This window comes from Gordonia sputi NBRC 100414, assembly GCF_000248055.1.
Taxonomy (GTDB): domain Bacteria; phylum Actinomycetota; class Actinomycetes; order Mycobacteriales; family Mycobacteriaceae; genus Gordonia; species Gordonia sputi.
In genome coordinates this window covers 53052-66668 of sequence record NZ_BAFC01000007.1, presented here as the reverse complement: position 1 = coordinate 66668, position 13617 = coordinate 53052, and the positions used below count along the sequence as shown (strand labels likewise).

General features: G+C 66.7%; 12 protein-coding genes. 7 read left to right on the top strand and 5 right to left on the bottom strand.

The window, feature by feature from the left end; translation table 11 throughout:
- The first annotated feature begins 42 nt into the window (after positions 1 to 42).
- The 3 genes from GOSPT_RS01440 to GOSPT_RS01430 are packed head-to-tail and all read left to right on the top strand — an operon-like array spanning position 43 to position 3977.
- Entirely contained in the window at positions 43 to 2385 is a 2343-nt protein-coding gene (locus tag GOSPT_RS01440; protein WP_005202105.1) for an MMPL family transporter, read from the top strand.
- The gene (locus tag GOSPT_RS01435; RefSeq protein WP_039854246.1) at positions 2339 to 3082 is read left to right on the top strand and encodes a TetR/AcrR family transcriptional regulator; all 744 of its coding nucleotides are present in this window, start codon (positions 2339 to 2341) and stop codon (positions 3080 to 3082) included. The genes GOSPT_RS01440 and GOSPT_RS01435 overlap by 47 nt, the downstream gene beginning before the upstream one ends.
- A 31-nt stretch (positions 3083 to 3113) precedes the next feature.
- Positions 3114 to 3977, top strand: a complete 864-nt coding sequence (locus tag GOSPT_RS01430) for a Bax inhibitor-1/YccA family protein (protein WP_005202099.1) — start codon at positions 3114 to 3116, stop codon at positions 3975 to 3977.
- Between the two features lie 74 nt (positions 3978 to 4051).
- Here GOSPT_RS01430 and GOSPT_RS01425 read toward each other — a convergent pair whose 3' ends face one another.
- Positions 4052 to 5275, bottom strand: coding sequence for an acetyl-CoA C-acetyltransferase (locus tag GOSPT_RS01425; RefSeq protein WP_005202096.1), 1224 nt, complete (start codon positions 5273 to 5275; stop codon positions 4052 to 4054).
- A 47-nt stretch (positions 5276 to 5322) separates the two neighbouring features.
- Positions 5323 to 5952, bottom strand: a complete 630-nt coding sequence (locus GOSPT_RS01420) for a TetR/AcrR family transcriptional regulator (RefSeq protein ID WP_005202094.1) — start codon at positions 5950 to 5952, stop codon at positions 5323 to 5325.
- A gap of 68 nt (positions 5953 to 6020) precedes the next feature.
- Here GOSPT_RS01420 and GOSPT_RS01415 point away from each other — a divergent pair, with 68 nt between their 5' ends.
- The gene (locus tag GOSPT_RS01415) at positions 6021 to 7412 is read left to right on the top strand and encodes a DHA2 family efflux MFS transporter permease subunit (RefSeq protein WP_005202093.1); all 1392 of its coding nucleotides are present in this window, start codon (positions 6021 to 6023) and stop codon (positions 7410 to 7412) included.
- Here GOSPT_RS01415 and GOSPT_RS01410 read toward each other — a convergent pair.
- On the bottom strand, positions 7405 to 8163 hold the full coding sequence (locus tag GOSPT_RS01410) for a LamB/YcsF family protein (protein ID WP_005202092.1): 759 nt from the start codon (positions 8161 to 8163) through the stop codon (positions 7405 to 7407). The genes GOSPT_RS01415 and GOSPT_RS01410 overlap by 8 nt on opposite strands.
- Positions 8160 to 9080, bottom strand: a complete 921-nt coding sequence (locus GOSPT_RS01405) for an SGNH/GDSL hydrolase family protein (RefSeq protein WP_039854243.1) — start codon at positions 9078 to 9080, stop codon at positions 8160 to 8162. Before GOSPT_RS01405 ends, GOSPT_RS01410 begins: the two co-directional genes overlap by 4 nt.
- A 62-nt stretch (positions 9081 to 9142) precedes the next feature.
- On the opposite strand from GOSPT_RS01405, the gene GOSPT_RS01400 reads away from it, so the two are divergent.
- The 3 genes from GOSPT_RS01400 (at position 9143) to ilvA (ending at position 13003) form a co-directional block, all read left to right on the top strand.
- Positions 9143 to 10543 (top strand): cystathionine beta-synthase, encoded by a 1401-nt coding sequence (locus GOSPT_RS01400; protein WP_005202088.1) that lies wholly within the window; start codon positions 9143 to 9145, stop codon positions 10541 to 10543.
- A 33-nt stretch (positions 10544 to 10576) separates the two neighbouring features.
- Positions 10577 to 11731, top strand: a complete 1155-nt coding sequence (locus GOSPT_RS01395; RefSeq protein WP_005202086.1) for a cystathionine gamma-synthase — start codon at positions 10577 to 10579, stop codon at positions 11729 to 11731.
- A 75-nt stretch (positions 11732 to 11806) separates the two neighbouring features.
- Entirely contained in the window at positions 11807 to 13003 is a 1197-nt protein-coding gene (gene ilvA / locus GOSPT_RS01390) for a threonine ammonia-lyase (RefSeq protein ID WP_005202083.1), read from the top strand.
- Positions 13004 to 13025: 22 nt separating this feature from the next.
- On the opposite strand, the gene GOSPT_RS01385 is transcribed toward ilvA, so the two are convergent.
- Complete coding sequence (locus GOSPT_RS01385) at positions 13026 to 13541, bottom strand: SRPBCC family protein (RefSeq protein WP_005202082.1); 516 nt, start codon at positions 13539 to 13541, stop codon at positions 13026 to 13028.
- Positions 13542 to 13617 lie beyond the last annotated feature (76 nt).

Sequence of the window (13617 nt, the reverse complement as noted above, 5' to 3'; positions counted from 1 at the left end):
ACTTAACGTGGGTAAGTGACCACGACGCGCTAGGGGACTCGCATGTTGGCAAGACTTACCCGAGTGGCTATATCTGCGCCCAAACGTGTTCTCGCACTGGCGTTCCTGTTCCTCGTGCTCTGTGGAATCTACGGAGCGTCGGCATCGCAGCACCTGCTGGCAGGCGGGTATTCCGATCCGAACAGCGAGTCGGCGCAGGCAGCGCAGCAAATCGACGACACCTTCAAGCGTGGGGGCCTGCAGGTCGTCATCAAACTCGACGCACCTGCAGGCACCGACATGGAGAAGGACCAGCGGGCCGCCGCGGTCGGCAAGTCGATCGTCTCCGAACTCGCCGCCCTTCCCTATGTGCAGCAACCGGTTCTGTCGGTGTGGCAAGACCCGACGCTCGCGCCGGGCCTGGTCAGCAAGGACCGCAGTTCGGCGCTGATCATCGCCACGCTCGACGGCGGGGAAGCCGAGGCTCCTGCGCATGCCAAGGAGGTCGCCTCCCGATTCGAAGGCACTCGCGACGGCATCACGGTCCGCGTCGGTGGCCAGGGCATGGTCTTCCAGCAGGTCAACGAGCAGACCACGCGCGACCTCGCCGTCGCAGAGGCGATAGCGATCCCCATCAGCTTCCTCGTTCTCATCGTCGTATTCGGGGGCGTCATCGCGGCGATGCTGCCGATCGGCGTCGGCATCATCGCGATCGTGCTGACGTTCGCGCTGCTGCGTCTGATAGGCACCGTCACCGACGTGTCGATCTTCGCGTTGAACCTCACCACCGCAATGGGTTTGGCGCTCGCGATCGATTACACGCTGCTGCTGGTGACGAGGTATCGCGAAGAAGTGGCCGACGGCCGCGACAGAGCGTCGGCGATCCTGCGCACAATGCAGACAGCGGGACGCACCGTCGCGTTCTCTGCGGTGACCGTTGCCCTCGCGCTTGCCGCACTGGCGATCTTCCCGATGTATTTCCTGCGTTCCTTCGCGTACGCAGGACTCGGCGTCGTGGTGATCGCCGCCGTGACGTCGCTGGTGATCACGCCCGCGGTGCTGATGCTCCTCGGCGACCGGATCGACTCCCTCGACGTGCGCCGCGGCGTCCGCAAGCTGCTGGGCCGTCCCGAACCGACACCACGCCCGGTCGAAGAGGGCTGGTGGTACCGCGCGGCGTCGTGGGTGTTGAAACGAGCGGCACCGGTCGGCGCGACGGTCGTCGTCATTCTGCTGGTGCTCGGCGCACCATTCCTGTCGATCAAGTTCGGCTTCCCCGACGACCGCGTGCTGCCCACCAGCGCCAGCGCCCATCAGATACAGCACGAGATCCGCGACGACTTCGCCCAGAACCTCTCGTCGTCGGTCACCGTTGTCGCGACCGGAGACGTCTCCGCGCAGACGAGGGCGTCGTATGCGCAGGAACTGTCGCGGGTTGCCGACGTCAAATCGGTGTCGGGCGCGGGCGGAACCTTCGTCGACGGGAAGGCTGTTGCCCCGGCGAATCCCGCGGACCAACGCGGCGAGGTCGGAGTGATCACGGTCGCCACCAACCTTGAACCGATGCGGCCCGCGGGCGAGCATCAACTGGCTCAGCTGCGAGACGTGCCGGTGCCCACGGGACTGACAGTGAAGTTCACGGGTTCTGCGGCGACCAACGTCGACACCGTCGACTCCATTTACGCGCACCTGCCGTGGGTACTCGGGGCGATCGCCATCGCGACGTTCGTGCTGCTGTTCCTCTTCACCGGAAGCGTTGTGCTTCCGGTGAAGGCGTTGGTGCTCAACGTGTTGTCATTGTCGGCGACGTTCGGGGCGATGGTGTGGTTCTTCCAAGAGGGGCACCTCGACGGATTGGGCACCACGTCAACCGGGTACCTCGCGGCAACGATGCCCGTCCTGATGTTCTGCATCGCGTTCGGGTTGTCCATGGATTATGAGGTGTTCCTGCTCGGCCGGATTCGCGAATCGTGGCTCGCGTCGGACAGGTCGCGCGCGGCGAACGACAGGGCCGTCGCGCTCGGTATTGCGAGGACCGGTCGCGTCATCACCGCAGCGGCGCTACTGATGAGCATCGTGTTCGCGGGAATCGCGGCGTCCGAGGTGTCGTTCATGCGTATGTTCGGTGTCGGACTCACGCTTGCGGTGCTGATGGATGCCACTTTGATCCGGATGCTGCTCGTTCCGTCGTTCATGCGCCTCGCCGGGCGCGTGAACTGGTGGGCACCCGCACCGCTGCGACGTCTGCATGACCGCTTCGGGCTGTCCGAGGAGGTCGACGACGAGCCGCAGCGGACAACGGTCGCCGACACGGGCGCACACGAGACCACCGAGAACGAGAACAACACGCAGGAGAACAGTGACACGGACCAGTCGCAGAAGCCGCTCGCCCCGCGGGTCGGGTGAGTTGCTGGCCGACGAGATCATCGACGCCGCGACGTCACTGCTGCTCGACTCCGAAGCCGCGTCGGCCGTGTCCATCCGAGCCGTCGCCGACCGGGTGGGTGTCACCCCGCCGTCGATCTATCTGCACTTCGACGACAAGGACGCACTCCTCGAAGCCGTCTGCGCTCGATACTTCGAACGTCTCGACGAGGAGCTGGCCGCGGCGTCGAAAGGTATCGACGATCCGCTGGAACGGGCTCTGCAGATGGGCATCGCCTATGTGAGATTCGCGGTCGCCACGCCCGTGCTCTACCGGGAGGCGTTTCATCACGTCTCGCCAGTGGCCGAGCGCAGCAAGGTCGACGAGGTGCTCGCGGCGTCGGCGTTCGTGCGGTTCACCGGAACTGTCAGCGAACTCGCAGACGCCGGGATCTTCGGCCCCGACGAGGTCGGTGACGTCGTCCTCGAATTGTGGACCGCTGCGCATGGCCTGGCGTCGTTGATGATCGCGAAGCCCGGTCTGGGCTGGGGCGATGACTTCGCCATTGCCGCGCAGACCCTGCGCTCGATCTGTCTGGGGCGAGCGGTGCTGTCGATTCGTGAGTACGAGTCACCCGACGAGGTCCGCGTGTTCCTCGACTCACTGAGTGCGCCGTCGGATCACTCAATTGGTCAAGAGAAGGTAAAGTCGGAACTCGAACGGGTCGATCCCCGTTGATGAGACGTACACGTCCATAAAAGGAGCACCTGTGCGAGACAGCAGTAACCCGGTGATGCGCGGCGTCGTCCGCGATAACCAGAATCCCGGCGGCTACGCCGGCTTCGGGTCGAACGCGGCCGGGGCCGGGCAGGCCGCGATGTACAACCAGTACGGTCAGCAGGTGCCGCCGCAGTATGCGCCGCCGCAGGCCGTCGGACGCCAGCTCACCATCGACGACGTCGTCACCAAGACGGCGATCACTCTCGGCGTGCTGACCGTCACCGCAATCCTCAGCTACGTCATCAGCAGCTACAACAACGCATTGGCCGGACCCCTCATGGGCATCGGCGCGATCGTGGGCCTCGTGCTCGTGTTGGTCGCCTCGTTCGGTCGCAAGCAGGACAATCCCGCGATCGTCCTCGCCTACGCGGCCTTCGAGGGACTGTTCGTCGGTTCGATCTCGTTCGTGTTCGCGAACTGGATGGTCAGTGGCGACACCAGTGCGGGCGCGCTGATCGGCCAGGCGGTTCTCGGCACCTTCGGCGTGTTCTTCGGAATGCTGCTGGTCTACAAGATCGGCGCCATCCGTGTGACACCGCGCTTCACGCGCATGCTGTTCGCCGGTCTCATCGGTGTGATGGTGCTGATGATCGGCAACCTGATCATCGGTCTGTTCACCGGCGGAGCTGGTGTGCTGCGCGACGGTGGTCCGATCGCGATCATCTTCTCGCTGGTCTGCATCGCGTTGGCGGCCTTCAGCTTCCTCGTCGACTTCGACGCCGCTGATCGTCTGATCCGTGCTGGTGCACCTGCCCGCGCGGGCTGGGGCGTCGCGCTCGGCCTGACGGTCACCCTGGTGTGGCTCTACGTCGAGATCCTGCGTCTGTTGAGCTACTTCAACTCCAACAACTAGTTCGCCCCCTCAGATACACCGCGGCCCCGCACTCTTCGTGGAGTGCGGGGCCGCGGTGCTGTGATGGGGTCTGGTCAGCTCAGGCGCTCGAGCACCATCGCCATGCCCTGGCCACCGCCGACGCACATCGTCTCGATGCCGAACGTCTTGTCGTAGGTCTGCAGGTTGTTGAGCAGCGTGGTGGTGATACGCGCACCGGTCATGCCGAAGGGGTGGCCGAGCGCGATGGCGCCGCCGGACACGTTCAGCTTGTCGTGGTCGATGCCGAGCTCGTTTGCCGAACCGATGACCTGCACGGCGAATGCCTCGTTGATCTCGAACAGGTCGATGTCGGAGATCGACTTACCCGCGACACGAAGCACCTTGCGGACGGCCTCGATGGGGCCGAGGCCCATGATCTCGGGTGAGAGTCCGGTCGCGGCGGTGGCGACGACGCGGGCGAGCGGGGTCAGGCCGAGTTCCTTTGCCTTGGTGTCGCTCATGATGACCAGCGCGGCCGCGCCGTCGTTCAGCGGGCAGGCGTTGCCGGCGGTGATGGTGCCGTCGGGGCGGAAGACGGGCTTGAGCTGCGAGATCTTCTCGTAGGTCGTGCCCGGTCGGGGGCCGTCGTCGGTGCTGACGACGGTGCCGTCGGCGAGCGTGATCGGGTCGATCTCGCGCTCGAAGAATCCGGCCTTGATGGCCTCTTCTGCGCGGTTCTGGCTGCGCACGCCCCAGTGGTCCTGGTCCTCACGCGAGATGCCGGTGAAGCTCGCGACGTTCTCGGCGGTCTGACCCATCGCGATGTAGACGTCGGGGATCAGGCCGTCTTCGCGGGGATCGTGCCACGCGGGAGCGCCGCCCTCGGCGGAGCGTTCGGTGCGGGCCAGCGCCTCGTCGAACAGCGGGTTCTTGGAATCGGGCGCACCGTCGGCGCCGCCGGAGACGGCGAAGCTCGACACGCTCTCGACGCCACCGGAGATGAACACGTCACCCTCGCCTGCCTTGATGGCGTGCAGGGCCATGCGGGTGGTCTGCAACGACGACGAGCAGTAGCGGTTCACGGTGACGCCGGGGATGTGGTCGAAGCCGAGTTCGACGCCGAGCACGCGGGCGATGTTGTAGCCGCCCTGGCCGCCGGGCTGGCCGATTCCCCAGTGGATGTCTTCGATTTCCTTGGGGTCGAGCTCGGGGACCTTGGCGAGAAGTGCGGTGACGATCTGGCGAGAGAGTTCGTCGGGACGAACGTCTTTGAGGGATCCCTTTCCGGCACGGCCGATCGGGGAGCGGGCATGGGCAACGATGACAGCTTCAGGCATGTGAAACACGTTACTGGACAGCTCGGATGTCAGATGAGCCGGATTTGTCACTCGTCGGAGCGCGGAGCCTTCGATGCGGTATCCGGTTGGACGAGAGGCAAGAAGACGTCGTCGACGATGGTGCGCAGGACGTCGTCGGACACGGGTTTCAGGGACATGAGTACCTCGTAGCGATAGAGGTCGGCAGGCAGAGTGATGGCCCGCTCGGTCACATGTGCCGGGTTCACCTCGCCCCGAGCGATCGCACGTTCGACGATGGTGGCCATGGTCGACGCACGATCGCCGATGAACAGCGCGCGAACCTCACGCGGGGTGGTGCCGCCTTCGGCGAAGTACTCGCCGAGACTCGACGCCATCATGACCACGAAATCGGCGCGAGTGTCGTTCATGTCGCGCAGCGCTTCGAGGACGTCGTCACGCAGATTTCCGGTGTCGGGTACGACGACCTCGACCTGCCGCCCACGATGGGAGATCGCGGCGCGCAGCAGGTCGCCGCGTGTTGCCCACCGGCGATAGAGCACGGGCCTGCTGGTTCCGGCTCGTTCGGCGACGGCCTCGAAGGTCAGCCCCGAGTAGCCGCGGTCGAGCAGTTGCTCCCACGCGGCGTCGAGGATGGCGGCCTCGAGTTCGGCGCCGCGGCGTCGTGTGGGGTTGGCGTCCTGGTGTTCAAGATCCACTTGCGCATCTTATCGCGCCGGCCTATCGTCGGAAATAGGATACACAACTGATTCTTAAAGGGGTTCCCATGGCGGCAACAGCGTCCCCGGCGCAGACCATCGATCCTGCGACGCGTCGTGTCGCATGGGCTGTGATCATCGGTCTGATCGCACCGATTCTCGACACCACGATCACCACCATCGCGCTCGAGACGCTCGGCCGAGACCTCGACGTTCCGGTGTCGACGATCCAGTGGGTCAGTACCGGATACCTGCTGGCGCTCGCCGTCGCGGTGCCGTTGGCGGGTTGGGCGGCAACGCGATTCGGGTCACGCGTCGCCTGGATCGCGGGGCTGCTGATCTTCCTGCTCGGCTCGATCCTGTGCGCAATGGCATGGGATGCCCCGTCGCTCATCGCATTTCGCGTTCTACAGGGCCTCGGCGCCGGACTGATCATGCCGCTGATGATGTCGATCCTGGTGTCGGCGAGTCGTGGAGTGGCGCTCGGACAGGTCATCGCTCTGGTGTCGATGCCGACCGCGCTGGGGCCGATCCTGGGTCCCGTGCTCGGCGGCGTGATCCTGAACTGGCTCAACTGGCGGTGGCTCTTTCTGATCAACGTCCCGATCGTGGCGGTCGCGCTCTACCTCGCGCGGCGTATCCCCGACGACGACCGCACCCGCGGCGCCGACGAGCACCACGCTCACCTCGATGTCGTCGGATTACTGCTTCTCGCACCGGGTTTGGCGCTGATCCTGCTCGGACTCTCCAACGCCCACGCGGGCTTCGTCAGTCAGAGCGTGATGATTCCGCTGGCGGTGGGCGTGATCGCGCTGGGAGTGTTCGTGGTGCGCAGCCTGGTGTTTGCGCGCCAGGGGATCGTCGATATCCGGATTCTTGCTCATCGCGCAGTTGCCGCGTCGTCGGCCGGACTGTTCGCGTTCGGCATCGCATCGTTCGGGGCAATGTTCCTGCTGCCCTTGTTCTTTCAGCAGGTGTTCGGCGATTCGGTACTCCGGGCGGCGCTCTATCTGATCCCGCAGGGCGTCGGAGCATTCGTGACCCGCGGGCTGGCGGGTAAGTTGACCGACCGGTTCGGCGGACGCTGGGTGGCGGCGTGCGGGTTCGTGATCGTGGCTGCCGCGACCGTGCCGTTCGCGTTCGCCGATGCGGGAACCTCGATGATCTGGTTGATGATCGCCCTGCTGTTCCGTGGCCTCGGGCTCGGGTTGCTGTTGTCGCCGATCATGGCCGCAGGCTTCATCGGCGTCCCCGACTCCGCGCGTCAGGACACCAGCATGCTCACCCGGATCACCCAGCAACTCGGCGGCTCCTTCGGTACCGCGATCCTCGCCGTCGTGGTCATGTCGGCTGCCTCCGTGGCAGCAGGTTTCTCCGCGGCGTTCTGGTGGTCGGTGGTGTTCGCGCTGGTGGGCGCCGTGCTCGCGCTGATGCTGCCGTCGCGGCCTGCGCTCACGTGAACGGCGTGATCTCGATGCCCTCGGAGGTCAGCAGTTCACGGGTTGCCACCGCCATCGCGACAGCGGCTGGACTGTCGCCATGCAGGCACACGGAGTCGACGTCGATGCGTATCGTGTCGCCGTCGATGGAGTCGACGACGCCATCGGAGACCATGCGCATCACCCGCCCGGCGACCACCGCGGGATCGTCGAGGACTGCGCCCGGTTCACGTCGGGAGACCAAGGTGCCGTCGGAGTGGTACGCCCGATCGGCGAAAGCTTCTCGGACGGTGGGGATTCCGCGATCTCTGGCGATCTCGAGCAGCCGCGAACCCGGCAAGCCGAGTACGGGGAGGTGCGGGTCGACCGCGGCTATCGCTTCGACCACGGCACGCGCGTGCACGTCGTGGTGAACGGCCGTGTTGTACAGCGCCCCATGTGGCTTGACGTAGCTGACCGTGCCGCCAGCGGCGCGAGCAATGGCCTGCAGTCCGCCGATCTGGTAGACGACGTCGTCGGTCAACTCGATCTGCGTGGCGTCGACGAATCGCCGACCGAAGCCCGCGAGGTCCCGATAGCTGACCTGTGCGCCGATGCGGACACCGTTCGCGAGTGCGCTGCGACATGTTCGTGCCAACGTACTCGGATCGCCCGCGTGAAAACCGCACGCAACGTTGGCGCTGGTGACCACCTCGAGCACGGCGTCGTCGTCGCCGAGCTCCCAGCGGCCGAACGACTCGCCGACGTCGCTGTTGAGATCGATGTGCGTCATTCGACGGTCCGTGCGCGCCGCAGCAGGCGGGACATGAATTTGCTGGCGGGCACGGTCTCCGAGATCTCGGGGGGCTCGGGCAGCGGTGCCGGTCCCCACTCGCCGATCTCCTCGAGGACAGGGGGAGTGAGGATCGCCGCGGCGAGCTCGTATCCGGCCGCGGACGGGTGGAAGTGGTCGGGCGAGAACATGTGATCGGGCTTCGCCTTGAACTCCTCGGAGAGCAGATCGGCCAGCGGAACGGCGACGCCTCCCGCGCTGCGCACCGCTGACTGCTGGCGGGCGGCAAGCCGCAGGCCCCAGATACGCAGCACCGACCGCAGCGGCTGCGGGATCGCGGTGATCACGCCGAAGTCGGGGCAGGTACCGACGACGACCACGGCGCCGGTCTCGCGCAGTCGGCGGACGGCGGCGCCCAGACGATTCGCCGACGCCCGGATGCCATTGGTGGCGGTCACGTCGTTGGCGCCGACCAGGATGACCGCGACGTCGGGTCGATGTCCCGCGATCAACATCGCGTCGATCTGCGCGCCGAGGCCCTTCGACGTCGCGCCGACGATGGCCTTGTTGCTGTAGCGGATGACCCGACCGGTGTCGGCCGCGACGCGACGGGCGACGCGCACGCCGGGGGTGTCGTCTGCCGATTCGACGCCGAGTCCCGCGGCCGTCGAATCGCCGAACACCGTCAGGTGCAGATCGGCAGGGGTGTCGCGGGTGACGCGTAGCGGTTCGCCGCCGTCGGGGAGGTAGATGCCGTCGCCGTTCGGGGCGTTGTCGGTGCGGTGCGGGATGGTGGTTCTGGCTTGTTGCGCCTGCCAGACCAGCACGTTGTATGCCGCCCACGTGGCGCCGGCCCCTGCGGCCGTCGCGGTCGCTGCGGCACCGACATCGCGGAGGACGTGACGCGAATCGGACACGCGTCCCAGCTTAGCGGCAAGTCGAATGTGGACGGCTTGCGACGCTCTGGGACCATAGGGGTATGCGCATCGCCAATCACGTCGTCGACCTGGTGGGCAACACACCACTGGTCAAGCTCAACTCGGTGACCTCCCCCGGATCGGGGCTGGTCGCGGCCAAGGTCGAATACCTCAATCCCGGCGGCAGCAGCAAAGACCGGATCGCTGTGCGGATGGTCGACGCCGCGGAGAAGTCGGGGGAGCTGAAGCCCGGCGGCACGATCGTCGAGCCGACGTCGGGCAACACCGGCGTCGGGCTGGCGCTCGTCGCGCAGCAGCGCGGATACAAGTGCATCTTCGTGTGCCCCGACAAGGTCGGCGAGGACAAGCGCAACGTCCTGCGCGCCTACGGCGCCGAGGTTGTCGTGTGCCCGACGGCCGTCCCGCCGGAACACCCCGACAGCTACTACAGCGTCTCCGATCGTCTGGTCCGCGAGGTCGACGGCGCATGGAAGCCCAACCAGTACTCCAACCCCGCCGGTCCGCAGAGTCACTACGAGACCACCGGCCCGGAGATCTGGCGCGACACCGACGGCACCATCACGCACTTCGTCGCGGGTGTCGGCACCGGCGGCACCATCACCGGCACCGGTCGCTATCTCAAGGAGATCTCCGACGGCAAGGTCAAGGTCGTCGGCGTCGACCCGGAGGGTTCGGTCTACTCCGGCGGCACCGGGCGGCCGTACCTCGTCGAGGGTGTCGGTGAGGATTTCTGGCCCGACGCCTACGACCCGAGCATCCCCGACGAGATCATCGCGGTCTCCGACGCCGACTCGTTCGACATGACCCGACGCCTCGCCCGCGAAGAGGGGCTGCTCGTCGGCGGCTCCTGCGGTATGGCGGTCGTCGCGGCACTGCAGGTGGCGCAGCGAGAGGGCCCCGACTCCGTCGTGGTGGTCCTGCTGCCCGACGGTGGGCGCGGCTACATGGCCAAGATCTTCAACGACGAGTGGATGAGCAGCTACGGCTTCCTGCGCACCCCGCTCGACGGCGACAAGCCGGAGCTGCTCGTCGGAGATGTGTTGCGCGGCAAGACCGGTACGCTTCCAGACCTCGTGCACACGCACCCGCAGGAGACCCTGCGCGACGCGATCGAGATCCTCCGCGAATACGGGGTGTCGCAGATGCCGGTCGTCGGCGCCGAGCCGCCGGTGATGGCTGGCGAGGTTGCAGGCGCGGTCACCGAACGTGACCTGCTCTCGGCGGTATTCGAGGGTCGTGCGAACCTCGCCGATCCCGTGTCGGCGCACATGGGAGATCCGTTCCCGCTCATCGGTTCCGGTGAGCCGGTGTCCGCGGCGACCAAGGCGCTCGGCGAGTCCGACGCACTCATGGTCGTCGAGGACGGAAAGCCGATCGGCGTCATCACCCGACACGATCTGCTGGCATTCGTCAGCACCCATCCGACGATCACCGCCGGTTAGCGTCCAGATCACCACTCAGCGAGGAGTTCTCACGTGAAGAAGTATCAGCGTCCACGCGGCTTTTCCACCGAAGCCATCCACGCAGGCTACGACCCCGACCCGCAGACCGGCGCGGTGAACGTCCCGGTCTACGCGAGTTCGACGTTCGCACAGGACGGCGTCGGCGGTCTGCGTGACGGATTCGAGTACGCGCGTACCGGAAATCCGACGCGTCGCGTGCTCGAGGCGAACATCGCCGCGATCGAGGGCGGCACCTACGGACGCGGTTTCTCCTCCGGCATGGCTGCGACCGACGCGCTGCTGCGCGCATCGCTGCGTCCCGGCGACCACCTCGTGATCCCGAACGACGCCTACGGCGGCACCTTCCGGCTGATCGACAAGGTCTTCACGCAGTGGGGCATCGACTACTCGGTGGCGCCGGTCAGCGACATCGACGCGGTGCGCGCGGCGATCACCCCGAAGACCAAACTCGTGTGGGTCGAAACGCCGACCAATCCGCTGCTGAACGTCGGCGACATCGCCCGACTCGGTGAGGTCGCGCACGAGGCGAAGGCAAAACTGGTGGTGGACAACACCTTTGCGACGGCGTACCTGCAGCGTCCGCTGGAGCTGGGCGCCGACGTCGTGCTGCACTCCACCACCAAGTACCTCGGCGGACACTCCGACGTCGTCGGTGGCGCGCTGGTCACCGACGACGAGCAACTCGACTCCGACATCGCGTTCCTGCAGAACGGTGCGGGCGCTGTACCGGGGCCGTTCGATGCCTACCTGACGATGCGCGGCATCAAAACGCTCGCGGTCCGCATGGAGCGGCATTGCGACAACGCCGAGAAGGTCGCCGAGTACCTCAACCGTCACGACAAGATCGAGCGCGTGCTGTACCCGGGCGATCCCTCGCATCCCGGATACGAGGTCGCCGCCAAGCAGATGAAGCGCTTCGGCGGGATGGTCTCGGTGTTGGTGTCCGGCGGCATCGAGGACGCCAAGAAGTTCTGCGCGCGCACCGAGGTGTTCACCCTCGCCGAGTCGCTGGGCGGCGTCGAATCGCTGATCGAGCATCCCGGTGCGATGACCCACGCGTCGACCGCCGGGTCGTTGCTCGAGGTCCCCGAGAACCTGGTGCGTCTCTCGGTCGGCATCGAAGACATCGACGACATCCTCGCCGACCTGGAGCAGGCGCTGCAGTAGGGCCGACCGCCAGATCCGGGACCGTCGGAGGTTGCGCTGCGTGAGGCATCGCGACCGCGTACGTTGACGCTCATCATGCTGATCACACAGTCCGAGATCGACGCCGCCGCGGTGGTGTTGGCGCCGGTGATGCGCCGCACACCGATGGTGGCGTCGCGGGTGTTGTCCGAGCGCAGCGGCTCCGACGTCTGGCTCAAGTGCGAGAACCTGCAGCGCACAGGATCGTTCAAGCCGCGCGGTGCGTTCTACCGGATCTCGCGGCTCACGCCCGACGAGCGCGCGGCGGGTGTCGTCGCGGCCAGCGCGGGCAACCACGCGCAGGGCGTGGCGTGGTCGGCCGCGCACCTGGGCATCACCTCGCGCGTCTACATGCCGGTGGGTGCCGCCCTGCCGAAGTTGGCCGCCACCAAGGCATATGGGGCCGAGGTCGTGCTCGTCGGTGAGACGATCGACGAATCACTGGTCGCCGCACGAGCTTTCGCCGACGAGACCGGAGCGACGCTGATCCACCCGTTCGACCATCGCGACATCGTGGCGGGGCAGGCGACCGTCGGAGTCGAGATCTGTGAGCAGATGCCCGACGTCGGTTCCATCGTCGTCCCGCTCGGCGGGGGTGGGCTGCTCGCCGGGATCGCCGCTGCGGTCAAGGCCAGGCGCCCCGGCGTGCGGATCGTCGGTGTGCAGGCGGCGCAGGCGGCGGCATGGCCGACGTCGCTGCAGGAGGACATGCCCGTCGCGGCGACGCACATGTCGACGATGGCCGACGGTATCGCCGTCGCGCTGCCCGGCGACGTTCCGTTCGCGCACGTTCGTGAGCTCGTCGACGAGGTGGTCACCGTCGACGAGGCGCAGTTGGCCACCGCGCTGCTCCTGCTGCTCGAACGCGCGAAGTTGCTCGTCGAACCCGCGGGCGCCGCGGGCGTTGCCGCGCTGATGAGTCTCGATCTCGATCTGCCGGGACCGATCTGCGTCGTCACCTCCGGCGGGAATATCGACCCCCTCGTGCTCAGCCACGTGACGACGGCGGGACTCACCGCGTCCGGTCGCTTCTTGACCGTGACCGCCACCATCCCCGACCGCCCGGGTGGTCTCATCTCGCTGCTCGAACTACTGCGTGAGCAGGGGGCGAGCGTCGTCGACGTCGTGCATTCGCGTGTCGCCGACGACCTGCAGCTCGGCGAGGTGCAGGTGACGGTCAGCGCCGAGACCAGGGGCGCAGAACACCAGGAGGCTGTGCGCACAGCGCTCGCCGACGCAGGCTTCCTGCGCTGACGGTCCGGCGAGCGGCGTCGGATCAGACCTGTGGGCGCAGCGTCGAGAAGTGACGCAGGGTGTCGGTTTCGACCGTCTTGAACACCGACGCCGCCGTCGGTGCACTGAACAGCCTGACGGGCTTGGCTCCGGTCGCGAGTTCGAGAGCGAAGCGCCACACGAGTCGGCAGCCGACGTCGGCGCTGCTGACCTCGGTCAGTTCGCCGAACCGCGACAGGCCGGGTACGGTCACCGATTCTCCGCGAAATGCGTTGCGGTAGTGGTGTTCTCCTGGCTCCTCGACCCAGTCGAAGAAGTACTCGGAGAGTGCGACGCCCAGACCGAGTTTGGCCCGACGGGTCGTGCCCACTCCGTACGGCGGTGGCGAAGTGAACTCGATGCCTTTGATCGCCCGGCACCAGTCGAGTGTGTGCTGGCGCGTCAGTTCTGCCCACGCGCGTTCGGGCGTGACCGGCAGGTGGACGTCGATGCGATAGCTCACCGGTGCCGTGTCGAAGAAGTCGAGATCGAACGAGTTGAGTGCGTAGCTGCGCGCCATCGTGCCATTCAAGCACGGCGCCGCACAGTCTTTCGGCGATACGTCCAGCGCGGGCACTCGTGCCGAGTACGGCGGG

Coding starts and splice junctions, on each gene's coding strand:
- GOSPT_RS01415 (WP_005202093.1), top strand. CDS start 6,021: ATGGCGGCAACAGCGTCCCCGGCGCAGACCATCGATCCTGCGACGCGT.
- GOSPT_RS01425 (WP_005202096.1), bottom strand. CDS start 5,275: ATGCCTGAAGCTGTCATCGTTGCCCATGCCCGCTCCCCGATCGGCCGT.
- GOSPT_RS01440 (WP_005202105.1), top strand. CDS start 43: ATGTTGGCAAGACTTACCCGAGTGGCTATATCTGCGCCCAAACGTGTT.
- ilvA (WP_005202083.1), top strand. CDS start 11,807: ATGCTGATCACACAGTCCGAGATCGACGCCGCCGCGGTGGTGTTGGCG.
- GOSPT_RS01385 (WP_005202082.1), bottom strand. CDS start 13,541: ATGGCGCGCAGCTACGCACTCAACTCGTTCGATCTCGACTTCTTCGAC.
- GOSPT_RS01400 (WP_005202088.1), top strand. CDS start 9,143: ATGCGCATCGCCAATCACGTCGTCGACCTGGTGGGCAACACACCACTG.
- GOSPT_RS01410 (WP_005202092.1), bottom strand. CDS start 8,163: ATGACGCACATCGATCTCAACAGCGACGTCGGCGAGTCGTTCGGCCGC.